The organism is Subtercola sp. YIM 133946 (genome assembly GCF_036553535.1).
Taxonomy (GTDB): Bacteria; Actinomycetota; Actinomycetes; order Actinomycetales; family Microbacteriaceae; genus Subtercola.
In genome coordinates this window covers 153,126-169,787 of sequence record NZ_JAZHPE010000045.1, presented here as the reverse complement: position 1 = coordinate 169,787, position 16,662 = coordinate 153,126, and the positions used below count along the sequence as shown (strand labels likewise).

The following is a 16,662-nucleotide window of genomic DNA, read 5'->3' as shown; positions in this document are numbered from 1 at the left end:
GATGGGCGACCCGGGCGCCTGTGCCCGTGCCAGTGCGCGACGGATTGATAGACTGACCGCCCCATGGACACTCCTCCCTCGAGCCCCACCCAATCGGAGCTCGCGATCACGCTTCGGGAACTGGCGTGGACTGTGCATCGGCGCGCGCCGGAGCGAGCAGGCGTCGGCCCCATCCCGACAACTGAGCTGGTGCTGCTCAAGCAGGTCATGGAGACGCCCGGGGCCACCGTCGGTGAGTTGTCGCAGACGCTCGGTCTGCACCAGCCCAACACGAGCGCCGCTATTCGCATACTCGTTCAACGGGGCCTGGTCGCCCGAGAGACAAGCGATGAAGACCGTCGGGTCTCGAAGATCGTGCCCACCGAACTCGCCGCGACCGAACACGGAGCGATCGCCGAGGAATGGGCCGGTTCCGTCGACGCCGCGCTCGAGAATCTGAGTGTCGAACACAAGGTGGCACTCAACCGGGCGCTCGACGCGCTGCAAGCCCTCGATCGGGCGCTGCGCGATCGCTGAGGTCTGCCAGATGCCCGTTCGTTCTGCGCTGGCCGGCGACGACGGGCCTGCTCGGGCCGGCTCGGGCCTGCCCCGTGGCGACGAGCTAGCCCTGGCCGCCGACCAGAGCCGCCGAGACCTCCCAGAGCCGCTCGGCACGGGCGGGGTCGAGTGCGTACGCCGCCACACCGCGACGGATGCCCGGCTGATGCGCAGCAGCTTCGGCGCAGTCTTCGAAGTACCGGCCGCCGACGCCCGCCAGCGCCGGAGAGGACGCGAGCAGAACGCTGGTCGCCGCACCCTGCTCGATCGTCTTCACCGAGACGCCGGTGCTGCTGGCAACGCCGGGGGCGGTCGCCGCTGGCGTTGCAGCCGGTGTCGCACCCGGTGTCGCAGCCGGCACGTGCCGCATCAGCCCGGTCGTCGGGATACGCCCCGGGTTCAGCGCATTGATCGTGATGCCGTCGCGAGCCCAGCGCCGCGAGCCCTCCACCGCGAAGAGGATGTTCGCGGTCTTCGACTGGCCGTAGGCGACCCACTCGCCGTAGGGCCGCCGCTCGAACATCAGGTCGTCGAAGTCGACATCGCCGTCGATGTGGCCGACTGAGCTCACCGACACGATGCGCGCGTCGCCGGCCGCTGCGAGCTGGTCGTGCAGCCCCGTCGCGAGCGCGAAGTGGCCGAGGTGATTCGTGGCGAACTGCAGCTCCCAGCCGTCGGCGGTGAGGCGTCGTTCGGGCAGCGCCATGACTCCGGCGTTGGCCACGAGGATGCCGAGCGGCTGTCTCCACGAAGCGACGAAGCCGCGTACCGAACTCCGGTCGGCGAGGTCGAGGTGGCGCGTGGCGACCGCGGCACCCGTGCTGCGCCTGATCGTCTCGGCGACACGGTCGCCGGCACGAACATCCCGAACCGCCAGCGTCACCTCGGCCCCCGCCGACGCCAGGGCACGCGCCGTCTCGACCCCGATGCCCGACGAGCCGCCTGTGACGATGGCGCTGCGGCCCGCGAGGTCGATCCCCGCGATCACCTCTGCGGCCGTCGACGTGGCACCGAATGGGGAGGTGATGTGCGGGCTGGTCATGGCTGCCTCGATCTCTGCGGCGCGTCAGGCGTAAGCTATCCGGAACGCGTTCCGCTCCTGTCATCGTAAGCGGAACGCGTTCCGAATGCAAGCCCTGCCGAGGAGGACAACACGTGCCCGACACGCCTGCCGTAGAACCGCGCTCCCTGCGCGCCGACGCCCAGGGCAACCTCGACCGTCTGCTCGAGGTCGCCGCTTGCACTTTTCAGCGCGACGGCGCAGACACTTCGATGCGCGCCATCGCCAAAGCCGCCGGCGTCGGCGTCGGCACCCTGTACCGCCACTTCGCAACCCGCGACCGCCTGATCGAGGCGACCTACCGCAGCGAGATCGCCCGGCTCTGCGCTGCCGCACCCGAGCTGCTCGAGTCGAGCCCAGCGCTCGACGCCCTGCGCACCTGGATGAATCTCTTCGTCACCTTCATGGCCACGAAAGACGGCATGGGCGAGGCCCTGCGTGCGATTCTCGTCGACGACGACGAGAAGATGACCACCCGCCACCTGCTCGCCGATGCGCTCGGCGAACTACTGTCGCGCGGAGTCGTCGAGGGCACTTTGCGCGACGACATCGCCCCCTACGACGTGCTGCTCGGCATCGGCGGCATCACTCTGATCGCCGGCGGCGCCGCGCAGTCGGCGACGAGGAACCGCCTGCTCGACCTGCTGGTCGACGGGCTGCGCACCGACGGCCCGCGGCCCCGCGACGCCTGAGTCGGAGGGTTCAGGCGTTCAGGGGTTAAGGCGTTCAGGGGCGGTGGCCCGTGAACCTCAGGCTTCGAGGGTGACGGTGTCGGCCGCCTCGTGCTCGGCGGCGACGGCGGGCTGCGTGCGCCAGCGCCCGCTCGCGATGAAGGTGACCATCACGTTCAGCACGGCAATCGTGGGCACGGCGAACAGCGCGCCCGGGATGCCCGCGAGCAGGGTGCCGGCGGCAACGGCGAAGACCACGGCGAGCGGATGCACCTTCACGGCGGATCCCATCACGAGGGGTTGCAGCACGTGGGCCTCGAGCAGGTGCACGAGCAGCACACCGCCCAGCATGATGACGGCCTGAACGGGGCCCACGTAGACCAGCGCGACGGCGACGGCGATGATGCCGGTGGCGATCGCACCGACCACGGGGATGAACGAGGCGAGAAAGACGATGATCGCGATGGGGATGGCGAGCGGCAGGCCGAGGAAGAAGGCGAACAGGCCGACGCCGACCGCATCCACGGTGGCGACGAGCAGCTGCACCCTCACGAAGGTGGTGAGGGTGAGCCACCCCGCGTGACCGGCGCCGTCGATGGCTGCGCGGGCCCGGCGCGGGAAGAGCCGGGTCGTCCAGCGCCAGACGCCGCCGCCGTCGATCAGCAGGAAGATGGTGGCGAAGAGCGTGAGCAACGCGCCGGTGAGCACGTGCACGGCCGACGATCCGACGCTCAGCGCACCAGAGAGCAGCTGGTTGCTGTTGTCTTGGATCGCCTTGCCGATCTGGCCGATGTACGACGAGAACTGCGAGTCGTCGATCTGCAGCGGGGAGGTGCTGAGAAAGTCTTTGAACCTGTTGTACGACGACACCGACTGCGACTCGAGATCGGGCAGACCGGCCCTGATCTGGGTCTCGACCAGAAAGACGAGGGCGCCCAGAATCACGAACGTGCCGACGAGAGCCACGACGATGGCCAGCCAGCGCGGCCAGCGGTGCCGCACGAGCAGGGCCACGAACGGAATCAGCAGGGCAGAGATGAGCAGCGCGACCAGGAAGGCGACGACGATCTCTTTGAACGTGGCGATGATGTAGAAAACGACAGCAGCCACGGCGGCGATGGCCAGGAGGCGCCACGCCCACTGGCCGGCGACGTCGACCGACACCGGCAGGGCCCGCTGCAACTGCTGCGTGCGCGTTCCGGCGGGTGCGGCATCCGTCACGGCGTCGGGCATCGGCTCGGGCGAGGTGGGGTGGTCGGGGCGTGCAGGGTCGGTCATGGGGTGCTCGTTTCGATCGGGGCCGGCGGCCGGTTCAGAATGGCCATCAGTAAGACGTAGCAACGACCGGTTTCGTCACGCCGGAGATCGAAGTGTGTCCGTAGCCACCCCTAGGGGTGTATCGGTCGACGCCGATCAGTGCTGAAGTGAGAGCGGATCCAAACGGAACCCACTTATCGCAGAGAAGAGATTCCCATGAACATCCTGCTCGTCATCATCGCTGTCATCGCTGTCGTGCTGCTCATCACCGGCGGCATCTCGTCGTCGCTCAGCTTTCTCATCTGGGTGGGCGTCGTGCTGCTCGTCATCGCGCTGATCGTCTTCCTCGTTCGGCTGCTCACGGGCAGCCGCCGCGTCTGAGCCGGCGCGGCATCGTAACGGTCCGCTCCCCCTCCGGGCGGAGTACGGTGGGTGCCATGACTACCACGTCGACCACCCCGTTCACGGTGGCCCTGGTCGACGACTACGACATCGTGCTCACCGGCCTCGCCCACATGTTCGACCACTACCGCGACCGTGTGGTGGTGGCCGAGATCGATGCCAATGCGGCCCTGGCCGACGACATCGACATCGTGCTGTACGACTCGTTCGCGCAGCCCGAGTCCGACCACCACGAGATCGGTGAGCTCGTCACCAATCCGAAGGCCAGGCGCGTGGTCGTCTACACCTGGAACTTCCACCCCGAGCTGGTCGCGAGTGCGCGGCGGCTCGGGGTGCACGGCTACCTCTCCAAGGCGCTGCCGGCGCGCGACCTGGTCGACGCGCTCGAGGCCGTGCACTCGGGGGCCACCGTCTTCAACGACGCCCCCCGCCGCGCCGCCAGTTCGGTGGGCCTCGACTGGCCGGGCCGCCGCGAGGGCTTCACCGACCGCGAGTCTGAGATTCTCGCCCTCATCACGCAGGGCAAGAGCAACCAGGAGGTCGCTGCCCTCACCTACCTGAGCCCGAACACCGTGAAGTCGTACATCCGCAGCATCTACCGCAAGATCGGCGCCGGCAGCCGAACGCAGGCGGTGCTCTGGGGCGTGGCGCACGGCTTCACGCCCGACCACCGCCGCATCGATCACTGGCTCGGCGGCCCCTGACGGTGTGACTCCGAACCGACGGCACCCGCGAACCCGATGATGCGGGCGGCCACGTCGAATGGATGCGAGTGCAGCACATTGTGCCGCCCGGTCGCCGTGCTCTCGGCCCGCCCCCGGGCGACCTGCCCTGCCAGCCGCTGCGTGAACTCGTTCACCGCGATCGGATCGCGGGCACCGCGCAGCACGAGCAGCGGCTGCTGCAGCCCCGCGATGCGCTCGTGCGTGGGGTAGTCGAGCATGGCGCGGCTCTCGGTCACGAACCAGCGCAGCCCGCACCGGGCGTAGTCGAAGGTGACCATCGCGTTCGTGCGCAGCGGCTCGAGTGCGGCATCCCGCAGCAGTCTCAGCCCCTGCTGCAGCAGGGTTCGTGCGCGCGGGTCGACGACGGGGCCGATCATCACGACGGCGCTGACCAGGTCGGGCCGGCTGAGCGCCAGTTCGAGAGCGAATTGGCACCCCATCGAGTGACCGACGACGACCACGGGGCCCGCGTCAGACCGATCGAGCACGGCTGCTATTCCGCGGGCGTACTCAGCGACGCTGCGCGGCCCCTGCGGTCGGCCGGTGCCGCCGAACCCGGGCAGGTCGATGGCGATGACGCCGCCCGCCCCGGCGAGAACCGCCGCCATGCGGGTGAATGAACGGTGCGAGAGGCCGACTCCGTGCAGCAGCAGAAAGGTCTGCCGACGGATGCCCGGGGGCCCGGCCATGCTGAACACGCCGTACTCGTCGCCCACCCTCCCCGCCCGGGCGGCGCTCACCACGGCGGGGCGACCCGAGCTGGCAGCGGGGCGGCCCCCGTCACCGCCCAGACGCGCGATCGCTGGACGCGCCCTCGCCGGAGGCACCGTCGGCCGGCTCGCCGTCGTCTGACGACCCCTCTGCCGACCGGCGGATTCGCGCTCCCGCCTCGACGTCTTCGCGCTCCTTCTTCTCGGCCTTGTCGCTCTTGCGCGTGTCGCGCGGCGGCAGCTGCAGGGTCTCCTCGGCCGCAATGCCGGCCTGCAGCTGGCGACCGCGCTCGAGTTCGGCATCGAATTCGGCGCCGAACAGCAGCGCCATGTTGGCGATCCACAGCCACAGCAGAAACACGATGACACCGGCCAGCGACCCGTAGTTCTTGGAGTAGTTGGCGAAGGTCGTCACGTAGAACGCGAACGCGGCCGAGGCGACGACCAGCACGATGAGAGCGAGCAGCGCCCCCATGCTCATCCAGCGGAATTTCGGCTGTTTGGCGTTGGGTGTCGCGTAGTACAGAATCGCGATGATCAGCACGACGGCTGCGGCGAGCAGGGGCCACTTCACGATCGACCAGACCACCTTGGCCACATCGTCGAGGCCGAGGGCCGAGCCCACCGAGTCGGTGATGGGGCCCGAGACGATCAGGATGATGGCGATGACGGCGATCAGCACGATCGCGATCACCGTGACAAGCAGCTGAACCGGCTTGAGCTTCCAGAAGGGCCGGCCCTCCTGGATCTCGTAGATGCGATTCATGCCCCGGCTGAACGCGGTGACGTAGCCCGAGGCCGACCAGATGGCGATGACGATGCCCGAGACCAGCGCGAACCCGGCGGCCGGTGAGCTGGCGAACTGTTCGAGCGGGCCGCGGATGGTGTCGAGCGTCGACGCCGGCGCGACGGTGCCGAGCGTGCCGAGCAGGCTGTCGATGGCCTGCTTGCCCTGGCCGATGACACCGAGTATCGACACCAGCGCCAGCAGCGCGGGAAAGATCGAGAGCACCGCGTAATACGTCAGCGAGGCCGCGATGTCGGTGCACTGGTCAGAGCCGAACTCGCGCAGCGTCTTGCGGAAGACGTACTTCCATGACCGCTTCTGAATGTCGGTGACGTCGTCTGGCTTGCGCTCGTCGTCGGGATCGGGCGCTTCGGCGGCCTTCTGGCTGTTCGCGGTGTCGGTGTCGGTCATGGCCTCTGCTCGTTCGTGCGCTCGGTGGTGCCGTAGGGGTGGCGTGTGAGTGGGGTGCTGATGTGGTCGGGATGCCGGTGTGGCGGTGCTGGCGTGGTGCTGGTCGCGGTGCGTGGCGCCGGGCTAGCGGTGCCCGAGTTCTGCGGCATGGTCGGGCACATACCTGAACTTCTCGCGCGGCGGCCGGTCGTAGTCGTCGGCCGCCGGGCGGGGCGGAATGGTGACCTTCTCGGGTTCGCGCGGCTGGTACGGCACCTGCGTCAGCAGGTGGTTGATGGTGTTGATTCGGGAGGCCCGCTTGTCGTCGCTCTCGATGGTGTACCACGGCGCATCGGCGTGGTCGGTCGCCTCGAACATGGCGTCTTTGGCTCGGGAGTAGTCCTCCCACTTGGTGATCGACACGACGTCGGTCTCCGACAGCTTCCAGCGGCGCATCGGGTCGTTCAGGCGCGAGTGGAACCGCTCCTCCTGCACCTCGTCAGACACCGAGTACCAGTACTTGATCAGAATGATGCCGTCTTCGACGAGCATCCGTTCGAAGGTCGGCACCTGGTGCAGAAACCGGCGATACTGCTCGGGCGTGCAGTAGTCCATGACGCGTTCCACCCCTGCGCGGTTGTACCACGAGCGATCCATCAGCACGATCTCGCCCGCGGTCGGCAGGTGCTCGATGTAGCGCTGGAAGTACCACTGCCCCTTCTCACGGTCGTTCGGCGTCGGCAGCGCGACGACCCGCGCCGCCCGCGGGTTGAGGTACTGCACGATGCGCTTGATCGCCCCGCCCTTGCCGGCGGCGTCGCGACCCTCGAAGATGACTACGACGCGAGCGCCCGTCTCGATGACCCACTGCTGCATGCTGACCAGCTGAACCTGCAGGCGCTCGAGCTCCTCCTCGTAGACGTGCTTGGGCATGCGTTTGACGAGGGGTTTGTGCTTCGAGTGCGACATGGGGCGGGGCGCCTAGAGGGCGGGCAGCTTGGCGAGCGCGGCGTCGGCGGCAGATTCGCTCACGCCGAGGCTGTCGATAAGCAGGCTGCGCGCCGGGCCCTGGTCGCCCCGCTTCAGGGCCTCGTAGGCCGCATCGGCGGCGCTGCCGAGGCTGGGGTCGGGCCGTTTGGTGACGCCGAGCTGGTCGGCGAGTTCTTGCGCGGTGGTGACGCCGTAGGCGGCAGTGAGCGCTGACGGGAGGCGATAGCTGCCGAGGTGGCCAAGATCCATGGGGTGCCCTTTCGCTGGCGTGGAGTGGCCAACGATACGTCGCGCGCGTGCCGGTGGAACGGGGTCGACAATCCCCCGACCCTGGGGTAGGCCGGGTCGGCGCCGTCGGCTCAGGGCGAGGTCGGCGCCGACGGCTCAGGGCGAGGTGACCACGAAGATGCAGAACGGATGCCCGGCCGGGTCGGCGAACACGTAGAGGGGCTCTTCGGCATCCGTCGACAGGTCGTCGAGCACCCGAGCGCCGAGTCCCAGCGCCCGCTCATGCTGCTCGGCCAGCTCATCGGCCGTGTCGACCGAGAAGTCGAGGTGCATCATCTGCGGCCGCGGACCCTCTGGCCAGGTCGGCGCCGGCATGCTCGGCACCTGCTGGAAGGAGTAGCGCCAGCTGCTCGTGGGGTCGAGCAGGGTGACCCAGTCGGCACCGTTCACGTCGGGCGACCCGTCGGTGGGCGGTTCGTCGCCTGCGCGGTACTCGAGACCGAGCAGCTCGCGGTAGAACTCAGCCAGCCCCCGGGCGTCTTCGGTGTCGAGCACCACCTGCCGAATCGTGGGCGTCAGTCTCTTCGTTGCGGCCATGATGCATTCATACGCGGGCGCCGGCGACGACCACAAGCCCCCGCTGTCGCCGGCGGCCACGATAACCAGCACGGTGTTGGTGACAAATGTGCTGAACGTTCAATCAGACGGCTTCGTGTACGTTAATCGTGAACTGGCCCGTTCGCGATTGTCCATTGTAGGTGGCTGTGAAACCAATGACCACAGGCCCATCGTGCGTCGGATCGGGCGTGTATGTGGCGACGCCCGCGTCAGCGTTGAAGTCGGTAAGAGAACCCGATGGCGGGCCGCTCACGATGCTGTACGTGAGGCTCGCACCGGGCAGCTGATACCAGCCCGTCGGCGCGTCAAGCCAGCAGAGCAGGTCGATATGCACTGGGGTTCGCGAATCGGTCTCGGTGCCGCCGGTGCTGCAGCCGGGAACGACGTCTGAGACGGTGATCGGAATCACCGATTCGGCAGAGCTGAAGCCGAAGCGATCGGTCGCCTGAACGGTGATCGAATCGGTGAACGTTCCGGCCGTCAGGCCGTCGGGCAGATAGTGCAGATCACCGGCACCGTCGATCCACGCTACGCCGTGCGCCGGCGGAGCGGTGATGCGATTGGTGACATGGTCAGCGCTCTCGGCGGCATGCAGGGCGACGTCTTGATCGATGAACAGGCTCTCCGAATCGATCACCTTTTCGACCGACCGGATGGCATCGACCCGCGCGACGGGGAGGGCAGTCGGCGCATTTCGATTTCTGAAGACGACGTAGAAAGGCCACGAGTACGTACCGTCGGCCGTCACCGCCCAGGCGCGAGCGGTCACGTAGGAACCGCCTGCTGAAGCCGTCGGGGTATAGACGATGCTGCCGTCGCCCGAGTCGGTTGACGGTATACCGAGTTCGCTTGTCGCGTCTGTGCGGTCGAATTCGAGGTGCACGGGCTGGTTGTCGGCGCCAGAGGCGCAACCGGCATTCGCGAGGGTGAAACGGCTCGTCGTGCCGAAGCCGGCGTCCATCACGCCGCCCATGCAGACGGGAATCGCGCGATCGTCGCTCACGTCGGGTGCTAGTTTCGTTGCCGGTAGCGGACCGGTGACTTGCACAGTGGGCTGGTTGTAGAACGTGCAGGTGTACAGGCCGTGATTGCCGGTGCACGTGCTGAGGTCGCCATTCGAGAGTTGGAAGAGTCCGTTGGCTATATCGGCAGACGACCCGAGGAACGGTGTCGTGAATGCGATATTGATGGCGATGATCGACGTGTTCAGGTCTTTGTCCATCAGGGTGGTGTACGTGATGTTTGCGTAGTTCGCCAGATCGCGCAGGGTGCTCAGCTTTGTGAGCTTGAACGTTGCGTCCCACGAGTCCCAGATTCGAGCGTTCCACGATGGCAGATCTTCTGGTCGCGTCGCATGTTTGCCGGCATCAGCGTTCTTGAAGGTATTCGTCTTCGAAGCGTCTTTAGAAATGCCCGATGCGTCACCCCCGGTCTTCGCAGCATTGTCATGCTCGGTTGGCGTCTGACCGGGCATCCAGCTGTCGAACTGCGGCGGATCCAGCGGGATACCTGAGGGGTCGGCATACTCGGTATAGACGTTTTTCATGGGGTTGGTGCCGAATGGGGAGACGGTGACGTCGAATTTGCTGAGGTCGATCGGCCCCGTCGCAGGGGTGCTGTGCCAGTCGGGGTCGACCCAGCCCGTCGGCCCGGGAGCACTGCCGGTGCCGTCAGCGGGTGGGCACGATATCTCGACGTCGGAGTAATCGCCTGCGGCGTGGTCATGCGTGGTAGTCGGATCGGTCGCTCCACTCGCCGAGCCGGCCGGATCGGTCGGGCAGTAAGCCAGGGCCGGCGTCGCACCGCCTGCCAGAACACCTCCGGCTATGAGAGCGGCGCAGGCGAGTGCGCTGAGTGGTCGAGTGAGTTTCATTAGGCATACCTCGTTCGTCGAGCGAAGCCCATGTGGGCCATAACGATGTTAGTTGATTAATTCTCGGTTATCGAGTCAGATGATCCCACGCGCATCCACCCCTCTGCTGGGTCGGCGTCGACCCAGAGGTAATAGTGTTGAAGCGGCCCACATCGGGCCCGCGCCAATCGCGGGCCCCGTATCCCACCGGCGTCTTGGAGAGCACAGTGACCGAATCCGTTCCCGTCGATTCCACCTCGACGGATGCCTGGAAGAAGCTCGAGGGCATCGCCGGCGGGTTCACGCCCGACCTGCGCGGCTGGTTCGACTCCGACCCCGCCAGAGCCGAGCGCTACACCTTCCAGGCAGCCGATCTGACGGTCGACCTGTCGAAGTCGTTCCTCACCGACGACGTGCTGGCAGCGCTGCTGCAGCTCGCCCGCGACGCCGGCGTCGCCGGCCGCTACCAGGCCATGATCGAGGGCCAGCACATCAACGTCACCGAAGACCGCGCCGTGCTGCACACCGCCCTGCGGCGACCGGCCGACGGCGCCGACCTGGTGCCGCCGGCCGGCTTCGTGGTCGACGGCCAAGACGTCGACCACGACGTGCACGCCACGCTCGACAAGGTCTACGCCTTCGCCGAGAAGGTGCGCTCGGGTGAGTGGAAGGGTGTCACCGGCAAGCGCATCGAGACGGTCGTCAACATCGGCATCGGCGGGTCTGATCTCGGCCCGGTCATGGTCTACGAGGCTCTCAATCCCTACGTGCAGGCGGGCATCCAGTGCCGTTTCGTGTCGAACATCGACCCGAGCGACATCTACGAGAAGACCGCGGACCTCGACCCCGAGACCACGCTCTTCATCGTCGCATCGAAGACCTTCGGCACCCTCGAAACCCTGACGAACGCGCGCCTGGCCCGCCAGTGGCTCTGGGAGCGGCTCGGGGCATCCGGAGCCATCTCCGACTCTGAGGATGACCGCACGAACGCGGTGGCGAAGCACTTCGTCGCCGTGTCGACCGCCCTCGACAAGGTCGCCGCGTTCGGCATCGACCCCGAGAACGCCTTCGGCTTCTGGGACTGGGTGGGTGGCCGCTACTCGGTCGACTCGGCCATCGGCACGTCAGTGGTCATCGCCATCGGGCCAGACAACTGGCGCGACTTCCTCGCGGGCTTCCATGCGATCGACGAGCACATGCGCACGACGCCGCTCGAGCAGAACGTGCCCGTGCTGATGGGGCTGCTGAACGTCTGGTACACGAACTTCCTGAAGGCGCAGAGCCACGCCGTGCTGCCCTACGCCCAGTACCTGCATCGTTTTCCCGCCTACCTGCAGCAACTCACGATGGAGTCGAACGGCAAGAGCGTGCGCTGGGACGGCTCGCCCGTCACGACCGACACCGGTGAGATCTTCTGGGGCGAGCCGGGCACCAACGGCCAGCACGCCTTCTACCAGCTCATCCACCAGGGCACCCGGCTCATTCCGGCCGACTTCATCGCCGTCGCGAACCCCGCGCACCCGCTGAAAGACCTCGGCGGAGACGGCCACGCCGTCGCGCCCGGCCAAGACGTGCACGCCCTCTTCATGGCCAACTTCTTCGCCCAGACCAAGGCCCTCGCGTTCGGCAAGACGGCCGACGAGGTGCGGGCCGAGGGTACCGCCGAGGCCGTCGTGCCCGCGCGGGTGTTCACCGGCAACAAGCCGACCACGAGCATCCTCGCCCCCGCGTTGACGCCCAGCGTCGTCGGCCAGCTCATCGCACTCTACGAACACATCGTGTTCACCGAAGGCACGATCTGGGGCATCGACTCGTTCGACCAGTGGGGCGTCGAACTCGGCAAGCAGCTCGCACTGCAGGTCGCGCCGGCCGTCGACGGCGACACCGCGACCCTCGAGTCGCAGGACTCGTCGACCACGTCGCTGATCGCGAAGTACCTGCAGCTGCGCGGCGAGTAGCGGCCGGGGGCCGGCGGGGCGGCGCAGTTCGGCGCCCGCGCTGACCGAGGTGCCGCCCGGCCCCGCTCAGCCGCGAACGAGGCCGATGAGACGATCGAGCACGTCGCCGCCGCTCGTTCGCAGCCCGTTGTGCAGGTGCTCGTCGGTGACCCAGCGGCGCAGCGACGGGATGAGGTCGGCCGTCTCTTCAGAGAACGCCCGGTCGACGAACGGGTCGTTCACATAGATGGCGGCCGCGCAGGGCACGTCGACTCTCGTGAGCGCGTCAGCGTCGTAGAGCCTCGGCCATTCGTGCTCGGCCAGCGCCTGAGCCACCGCACGGTAGGGCCTCAACCCGGCGACCTCGTCGAAGTGCCACGAGAACAGGTGCTCGCCGGTGAACAGCAGGGGGTCGTCGCGGTACTCGACCGGCTGCATACGCTCGGACGACCACCTCGTGCTGCCGCCGTCGGCGTAGCTCGACTCGTGCAGCACGGCGTACAGCGGGTCTCGTGCGGTGAACGGCAGCATCGCCATGAGGTCGTGGCTGAAGACGGATGAGTCGGGCTGGTGCTCGAGCAGATAGTGCAGTTGCTCTGCGCCGCCGTTCATGCCCAGGTGGTTGCCGAGTGTGCGCAGCTGCCGGGCCGACACCGGCGCTCCCGCCGGAGTGCGCAGCCGGCCCGCGTCGCCCGCGTCCACCAGCCGGGCGAACCTGTCGCGATCGCCGGGGTAGCGCTCGTAGTACTCCGCCGAGAGCCGGCGCATCGTTCGGAAGGTGGTGGAGTAGACGTCGTCGACGGGGCGACCCACCGGCGGCAGACCGCCCGTGAAGAACACCTCACTCAGGCTCTGCGGCGCCACCGTCAGGTAGTGCAACGAGCAGAATCCGCCGAACGACTGGCCGAGCAGGCTCCACGTGGGCACCCCGAGCGCTTCGCGCAGCAGCTCGGCGTCGCGCACGATGGCGTCGGCGCGAAAGTGGGTGAGCCGCTCGGCGTCGGCCCGGGCATCCGGCCCCGCGGCGCCGTACGGCGTCGACAGTCCGGTGCCACGCTGGTCGAGCATCACGACCCGGTAGTCGAGCAGCGCCCGCTCGAGCCAGCCGGGCGAGCTCGGCCTGCCGACCGGGCGGGGTGCCTCGTGGCCTGGGCCGCCCTGCAGAAAGAGCAGGTAGGGGCGGTCGCGGCCGTCGGGCGCCGACACCACACGGGCGAACACCTCGAGGGTGCGGCCGTCGTCGTGCTCATGGTCGAGCGGCACCACCAGGCGGTGGGTGGTGAGTTCGATCGACGGGTTCGTCGGCATGCGGGTTCCTCTCGCTCGTGTTCCCCCGCCCCGAATCTACGACCTGCCGGCGACCACGGCACCGGCGAATCTGCTCTCAGCTGATTTCGTCTGAATTCGTCTCGGCCGCCGGCCCGACGACCTACAGTTGCGACATGAACGTGATCTTCGTGCACGGCGCCCTGGTTCGAGACGGTGCGTGGTGGTGGCAGAAGTCGGCAGAACTGCTCTACGACCGCACGGGCATCCGCAGCACCGCGCTCGCCCTGCCCTCGTGCGGCGAGACGGCACCCGACGAGACCGGCGGCGGCCTGGTCGCCGACGCGGCGGCTCTGCGGGCAGAACTCGACCGTCAGGGCGAAGGCGGGGCGATCGTGGTCGGTCATTCGTATGGCGGGACCGTCATCGCCGAGGCCGGCTCGCACCCCGCGGTCGCGCACCTCGTCTACGTGTCGTCATACCTGCCCGACATCGGGCTGTCACAGGGCGCGATCATGAGGGGCGAGAGCGACCCCGTCTCGATCGGAGACAACGGCGATGGAACGCTCGGCGTGACCGGCTACGACGCCGCCTCGTTCGGCGCACGCTTTCTGAATGACGCCGACGAGCAGACCCAGCAGCAGGCCTGGCAGCGGGTGACGGCACAGGCCGCCGTAGCGTTCATGACCCCGACGACCGCGGCCGGCTGGCAGGGGGTCGACTCGACCTACCTCGTCTGTGGCGACGACCGCAGCACGTCGCTCGACCTGCAGCGCTGGCACGCAGCCCGCGCCACCCGATCGGTCGAGCTGCCGACGGGGCACCACCCCTTCATCACGCGCCCCGACCTCGTCGTCGGCCAGCTGCAGGCGCTGCTGGCGGGCTAGGCGCCGAGCCGTGCGTCCGGTGCGGTGGCACCCTGCGCGGAACGCGGAACCGGTGGTCTGCTGGCCCGCGAACGGTGCTAGCGTCGCCAGTGTCCACTCGAGGAGGAGAAGCAGATGACCGACATCACCCTGGAACAGGCCCAGACCGTCGTCGAGGCCGCGCGAGCCGCCGCCGTCGCCAACGGAACCCGCATGAACATCGCCGTCGTCGACGCCGGCGGCAACCTGAAGGCGTTCGTGCGCATGGACGACGCGTGGCTCGGCAGCATCGACATCTCGGTCAAGAAGGCACGCACCGCCCGCTTCTTCGACATGGAGAGCGGCGACATCGGCACCCTGTCACAGCCCGGCGGGTCGCTCTACAACATCGAAGTCTCGAATGGCGGGCTGATCAGCTTTCCCGGCGGCATTCCGCTGACGGTCGACGACAGCATCGTCGGTGCCATCGGCGTGAGTGGCAGCACCGTCGAAGACGACCGCGCGGTGGCCCAGGCCGGGGTCGCCGCCCTGTAGCCCACGGCGGCATAGACCTAGGTCTGTTGCCCGCCAGAGCGCGTGCGGGCGACAATCGTTGTGCGGCGCTGCGAGCGCCGCGCACCATCCGGCTCACGACAGAAGGTCGCACCGATGCGCACACGTCTCCTCGCCCTGCCCGCCCTCGTCTGCGGCGCCCTCCTGGTCTTCGCCGCCGCCCCCGCGGCCGGCGCCGCGACTGCCCCGTTGCCACGGGTCGTCGAGACATTCTCCGCCCTGCCCGGCGGTACCTCTGCCCTGGCGCTCTCGCCCGACGGCCAGACGCTCTATACCGTGCAGGCGGGTGGCAATGACCTGTGGATGCTCGACACCGACACGCTCGCGGTGTCGAACTCGAGCTGCTCGACGTGCGCTCCGCTGACCTTCGACCCGACGTCGGTGACCACCTCACCCGACGGCTCGACCGTGTACATCGGAAACCATATCGGCGATCGCTACTTCTTCAACCAGACCGCGGCCGATGGAACCGACCCCCGGTTCACCGAGCTGGCGCCGGGCAGGCTACTGCACTCGATCGTGGCGACCACCGACCCCGACTTCGTGGTGTCGACAGGCGGTGACGAACTGCTGCGCTTCGACCTGGGCGGCAACACCGTCAGCCCGATCACGTTCGAGCAGCCGTTCAGCACGACACCGACCTCGGTCGATGCCGCGGCCGCACTGCCCGGCGGCGGAGTGGTGGTGACCGGGTCGAGTGATGCCGGCACGTCGCTCTACGTGTTCGGTGCCGGCCCGGCGTTCGAACCGCTCGCCGAGCTGCAGCTCTCCACCGATTCGTCGGCGGATGCCTCGGCCGTCGCCGTGACGACGTCGGGCAGCCAGGCGATCGTGACCGCACAGGCCGAACAGAAGGCGTACGTCGTCGACCTGACGGGCGCAGCCCCCACTCTGCTCGGAGCGTTCAGCACCTCGGCGGCGCCCGTCGCGGCGGCATATTCACCGGCCGATCCCGACACGGCCTACGTCGGCACGGTCGGCGGCGGAGTCGACGTGGTCGACCCGGCGAGCCTCAGCCTGCTCGGCACCGTGCGGGTCGGTACCGGCGACGTGCAGGGTCTGGCCGTCGCGTCGTCTGGCGACGTCGTCTACGCGGCAGGCAACGCCCCGGGCGACAAGCCCGTGATGCTCTCGGCGTCGACAATCACGACGTCGGCTGCGCTGACCACGGTCGATGTCGACCAGCCCGTGAACGCCGTCTTCGCCACAGCCGGATTCGACCTGAGCGTCTCGTACGCGATCAGCCCCGCGCTGCCCGACGACCTGACCCTCGACCCGGCGACCGGAGTCGTGTCGGGCACGCCCACCGAGGTACTGCCGGCGACCACCTACACGGTCAGCGCCGAGTCGGCCGACGGCAACGACGCGTCGACCGCCTGGCAGCTCGAGGTCGACCCGGCCGCCGCGACCGTGACCCCGACGCCGCCAGCCGGTTCGGGCGCCGTCGCCGTCACGACGCCCCCGGCCACGACCGCTCCTGCCGCGCTGGCTTCGACCGGTGTCTCTGCGGTCGGCCCGCTCGTCGCAGCCGGCGGAATCCTGCTCGCCGGAGCGATCGCCCTCGCCGTCTCGCTGCAGGTGCGCTCCCGGGCCCGCCACACGCGCCGTGACTGAGTCGACCTTCGGCGCCGACTCCCCCGCGGGTCGTCGATCGCCGCTCTGCCCGACGGCGGTGACGAGACAGTGAGCCTGCTCGCCCTCCCGTCTGGCGCCGGCTGGATGCACGTGGGCAGCCGCACCGGGTTCGAGGTGCTCTTTGCAGAGCAGAACGGCGGTCGGCGTGTCGACTACGCTCACCTGCGACCGCAGCGGTC

Annotated in this window: 17 protein-coding genes; 8 read left to right on the top strand and 9 right to left on the bottom strand. The window is 68.3% G+C overall.

Annotated features, from left to right (window positions below; translation table 11 throughout):
- Positions 1–63: 63 nt before the first annotated feature.
- Positions 64–516, top strand: a complete 453-nt coding sequence (locus V3W46_RS14880) for a MarR family winged helix-turn-helix transcriptional regulator (protein ID WP_331783914.1) — start codon at positions 64–66, stop codon at positions 514–516.
- 85 nt (positions 517–601) lie between these two features.
- Here the strand turns inward: V3W46_RS14880 and V3W46_RS14875 are convergent, their stop codons facing one another.
- Positions 602–1,579, bottom strand: coding sequence for an SDR family NAD(P)-dependent oxidoreductase (locus tag V3W46_RS14875; RefSeq protein ID WP_331783913.1), 978 nt, complete (start codon positions 1,577–1,579; stop codon positions 602–604).
- A 113-nt stretch (positions 1,580–1,692) separates the two neighbouring features.
- Here V3W46_RS14875 and V3W46_RS14870 point away from each other — a divergent pair, with 113 nt between their 5' ends.
- Positions 1,693–2,289: a TetR/AcrR family transcriptional regulator gene (locus V3W46_RS14870; protein WP_331783912.1), complete on the top strand. Its 597-nt coding sequence runs from the start codon at positions 1,693–1,695 to the stop codon at positions 2,287–2,289.
- A gap of 57 nt (positions 2,290–2,346) precedes the next feature.
- Here the strand turns inward: V3W46_RS14870 and V3W46_RS14865 are convergent, their stop codons facing one another.
- Positions 2,347–3,546 carry an AI-2E family transporter gene (locus tag V3W46_RS14865; RefSeq protein ID WP_331783911.1) on the bottom strand — a complete coding sequence of 400 codons (1,200 nt, stop codon included), beginning with the start codon at positions 3,544–3,546 and terminating at the stop codon, positions 2,347–2,349.
- Positions 3,547–3,741: 195 nt separating this feature from the next.
- On the opposite strand from V3W46_RS14865, the gene V3W46_RS14860 reads away from it, so the two are divergent.
- Positions 3,742–3,906, top strand: coding sequence for a hypothetical protein (locus V3W46_RS14860; protein ID WP_188673751.1), 165 nt, complete (start codon positions 3,742–3,744; stop codon positions 3,904–3,906).
- A 56-nt stretch (positions 3,907–3,962) separates the two neighbouring features.
- Positions 3,963–4,631, top strand: a complete 669-nt coding sequence (locus V3W46_RS14855; protein ID WP_331783910.1) for a response regulator transcription factor — start codon at positions 3,963–3,965, stop codon at positions 4,629–4,631.
- Here the strand turns inward: V3W46_RS14855 and V3W46_RS14850 are convergent.
- From V3W46_RS14850 to V3W46_RS14825, 6 genes are all read right to left on the bottom strand, one after another.
- On the bottom strand, positions 4,610–5,395 hold the full coding sequence (locus V3W46_RS14850; RefSeq protein ID WP_331783909.1) for an alpha/beta fold hydrolase: 786 nt from the start codon (positions 5,393–5,395) through the stop codon (positions 4,610–4,612). The genes V3W46_RS14855 and V3W46_RS14850 overlap by 22 nt on opposite strands.
- A 37-nt stretch (positions 5,396–5,432) precedes the next feature.
- Positions 5,433–6,560 carry a YihY/virulence factor BrkB family protein gene (locus tag V3W46_RS14845; protein ID WP_331783908.1) on the bottom strand — a complete coding sequence of 376 codons (1,128 nt, stop codon included), beginning with the start codon at positions 6,558–6,560 and terminating at the stop codon, positions 5,433–5,435.
- A 123-nt stretch (positions 6,561–6,683) separates the two neighbouring features.
- Positions 6,684–7,508 (bottom strand): polyphosphate kinase 2, encoded by an 825-nt coding sequence (gene ppk2 / locus V3W46_RS14840; RefSeq protein WP_331783907.1) that lies wholly within the window; start codon positions 7,506–7,508, stop codon positions 6,684–6,686.
- 12 nt (positions 7,509–7,520) lie between these two features.
- Complete coding sequence (locus V3W46_RS14835; protein WP_331783906.1) at positions 7,521–7,778, bottom strand: hypothetical protein; 258 nt, start codon at positions 7,776–7,778, stop codon at positions 7,521–7,523.
- Between the two features lie 135 nt (positions 7,779–7,913).
- Positions 7,914–8,354: a VOC family protein gene (locus V3W46_RS14830; RefSeq protein WP_331783905.1), complete on the bottom strand. Its 441-nt coding sequence runs from the start codon at positions 8,352–8,354 to the stop codon at positions 7,914–7,916.
- Between the two features lie 103 nt (positions 8,355–8,457).
- Positions 8,458–9,921 carry a hypothetical protein gene (locus tag V3W46_RS14825; protein ID WP_331783904.1) on the bottom strand — a complete coding sequence of 488 codons (1,464 nt, stop codon included), beginning with the start codon at positions 9,919–9,921 and terminating at the stop codon, positions 8,458–8,460.
- Between the two features lie 533 nt (positions 9,922–10,454).
- On the opposite strand from V3W46_RS14825, the gene pgi reads away from it, so the two are divergent.
- On the top strand, positions 10,455–12,185 hold the full coding sequence (pgi, locus tag V3W46_RS14820; protein WP_331783903.1) for a glucose-6-phosphate isomerase: 1,731 nt from the start codon (positions 10,455–10,457) through the stop codon (positions 12,183–12,185).
- Between the two features lie 66 nt (positions 12,186–12,251).
- On the opposite strand, the gene V3W46_RS14815 is transcribed toward pgi, so the two are convergent.
- A complete protein-coding gene (locus V3W46_RS14815) occupies positions 12,252–13,472 on the bottom strand; it encodes an alpha/beta fold hydrolase (protein ID WP_331783902.1) in 1,221 nt (406 codons plus the stop codon).
- A 134-nt stretch (positions 13,473–13,606) separates the two neighbouring features.
- On the opposite strand from V3W46_RS14815, the gene V3W46_RS14810 reads away from it, so the two are divergent.
- The 3 genes from V3W46_RS14810 to V3W46_RS14800 all read left to right on the top strand — a co-directional run bounded on the left by V3W46_RS14810 (position 13,607) and on the right by V3W46_RS14800 (position 16,462).
- Complete coding sequence (locus tag V3W46_RS14810; RefSeq protein ID WP_331783901.1) at positions 13,607–14,317, top strand: alpha/beta hydrolase; 711 nt, start codon at positions 13,607–13,609, stop codon at positions 14,315–14,317.
- A 114-nt stretch (positions 14,318–14,431) separates the two neighbouring features.
- On the top strand, positions 14,432–14,830 hold the full coding sequence (locus tag V3W46_RS14805; protein ID WP_331783900.1) for a GlcG/HbpS family heme-binding protein: 399 nt from the start codon (positions 14,432–14,434) through the stop codon (positions 14,828–14,830).
- Between the two features lie 114 nt (positions 14,831–14,944).
- Positions 14,945–16,462 (top strand): putative Ig domain-containing protein, encoded by a 1,518-nt coding sequence (locus V3W46_RS14800; protein ID WP_331783899.1) that lies wholly within the window; start codon positions 14,945–14,947, stop codon positions 16,460–16,462.
- Positions 16,463–16,662: the final 200 nt, after the last annotated feature.

Excerpts from the sequence above, each read along its gene's own strand:
- V3W46_RS14880 (WP_331783914.1), top strand. The coding sequence starts at position 64 with ATGGACACTCCTCCCTCGAGCCCCACCCAATCGGAGCTCGCGATCACG.
- V3W46_RS14875 (WP_331783913.1), bottom strand. The coding sequence starts at position 1,579 with ATGACCAGCCCGCACATCACCTCCCCATTCGGTGCCACGTCGACGGCC.
- V3W46_RS14865 (WP_331783911.1), bottom strand. The coding sequence starts at position 3,546 with ATGACCGACCCTGCACGCCCCGACCACCCCACCTCGCCCGAGCCGATG.
- V3W46_RS14860 (WP_188673751.1), top strand. The coding sequence starts at position 3,742 with ATGAACATCCTGCTCGTCATCATCGCTGTCATCGCTGTCGTGCTGCTC.
- V3W46_RS14855 (WP_331783910.1), top strand. The coding sequence starts at position 3,963 with ATGACTACCACGTCGACCACCCCGTTCACGGTGGCCCTGGTCGACGAC.
- V3W46_RS14845 (WP_331783908.1), bottom strand. The coding sequence starts at position 6,560 with ATGACCGACACCGACACCGCGAACAGCCAGAAGGCCGCCGAAGCGCCC.
- ppk2 (WP_331783907.1), bottom strand. The coding sequence starts at position 7,508 with ATGTCGCACTCGAAGCACAAACCCCTCGTCAAACGCATGCCCAAGCAC.
- V3W46_RS14835 (WP_331783906.1), bottom strand. The coding sequence starts at position 7,778 with ATGGATCTTGGCCACCTCGGCAGCTATCGCCTCCCGTCAGCGCTCACT.
- V3W46_RS14830 (WP_331783905.1), bottom strand. The coding sequence starts at position 8,354 with ATGGCCGCAACGAAGAGACTGACGCCCACGATTCGGCAGGTGGTGCTC.
- V3W46_RS14825 (WP_331783904.1), bottom strand. The coding sequence starts at position 9,921 with ATGAAAAACGTCTATACCGAGTATGCCGACCCCTCAGGTATCCCGCTG.
- V3W46_RS14815 (WP_331783902.1), bottom strand. The coding sequence starts at position 13,472 with ATGCCGACGAACCCGTCGATCGAACTCACCACCCACCGCCTGGTGGTG.
- V3W46_RS14810 (WP_331783901.1), top strand. The coding sequence starts at position 13,607 with ATGAACGTGATCTTCGTGCACGGCGCCCTGGTTCGAGACGGTGCGTGG.
- V3W46_RS14805 (WP_331783900.1), top strand. The coding sequence starts at position 14,432 with ATGACCGACATCACCCTGGAACAGGCCCAGACCGTCGTCGAGGCCGCG.
- V3W46_RS14800 (WP_331783899.1), top strand. The coding sequence starts at position 14,945 with ATGCGCACACGTCTCCTCGCCCTGCCCGCCCTCGTCTGCGGCGCCCTC.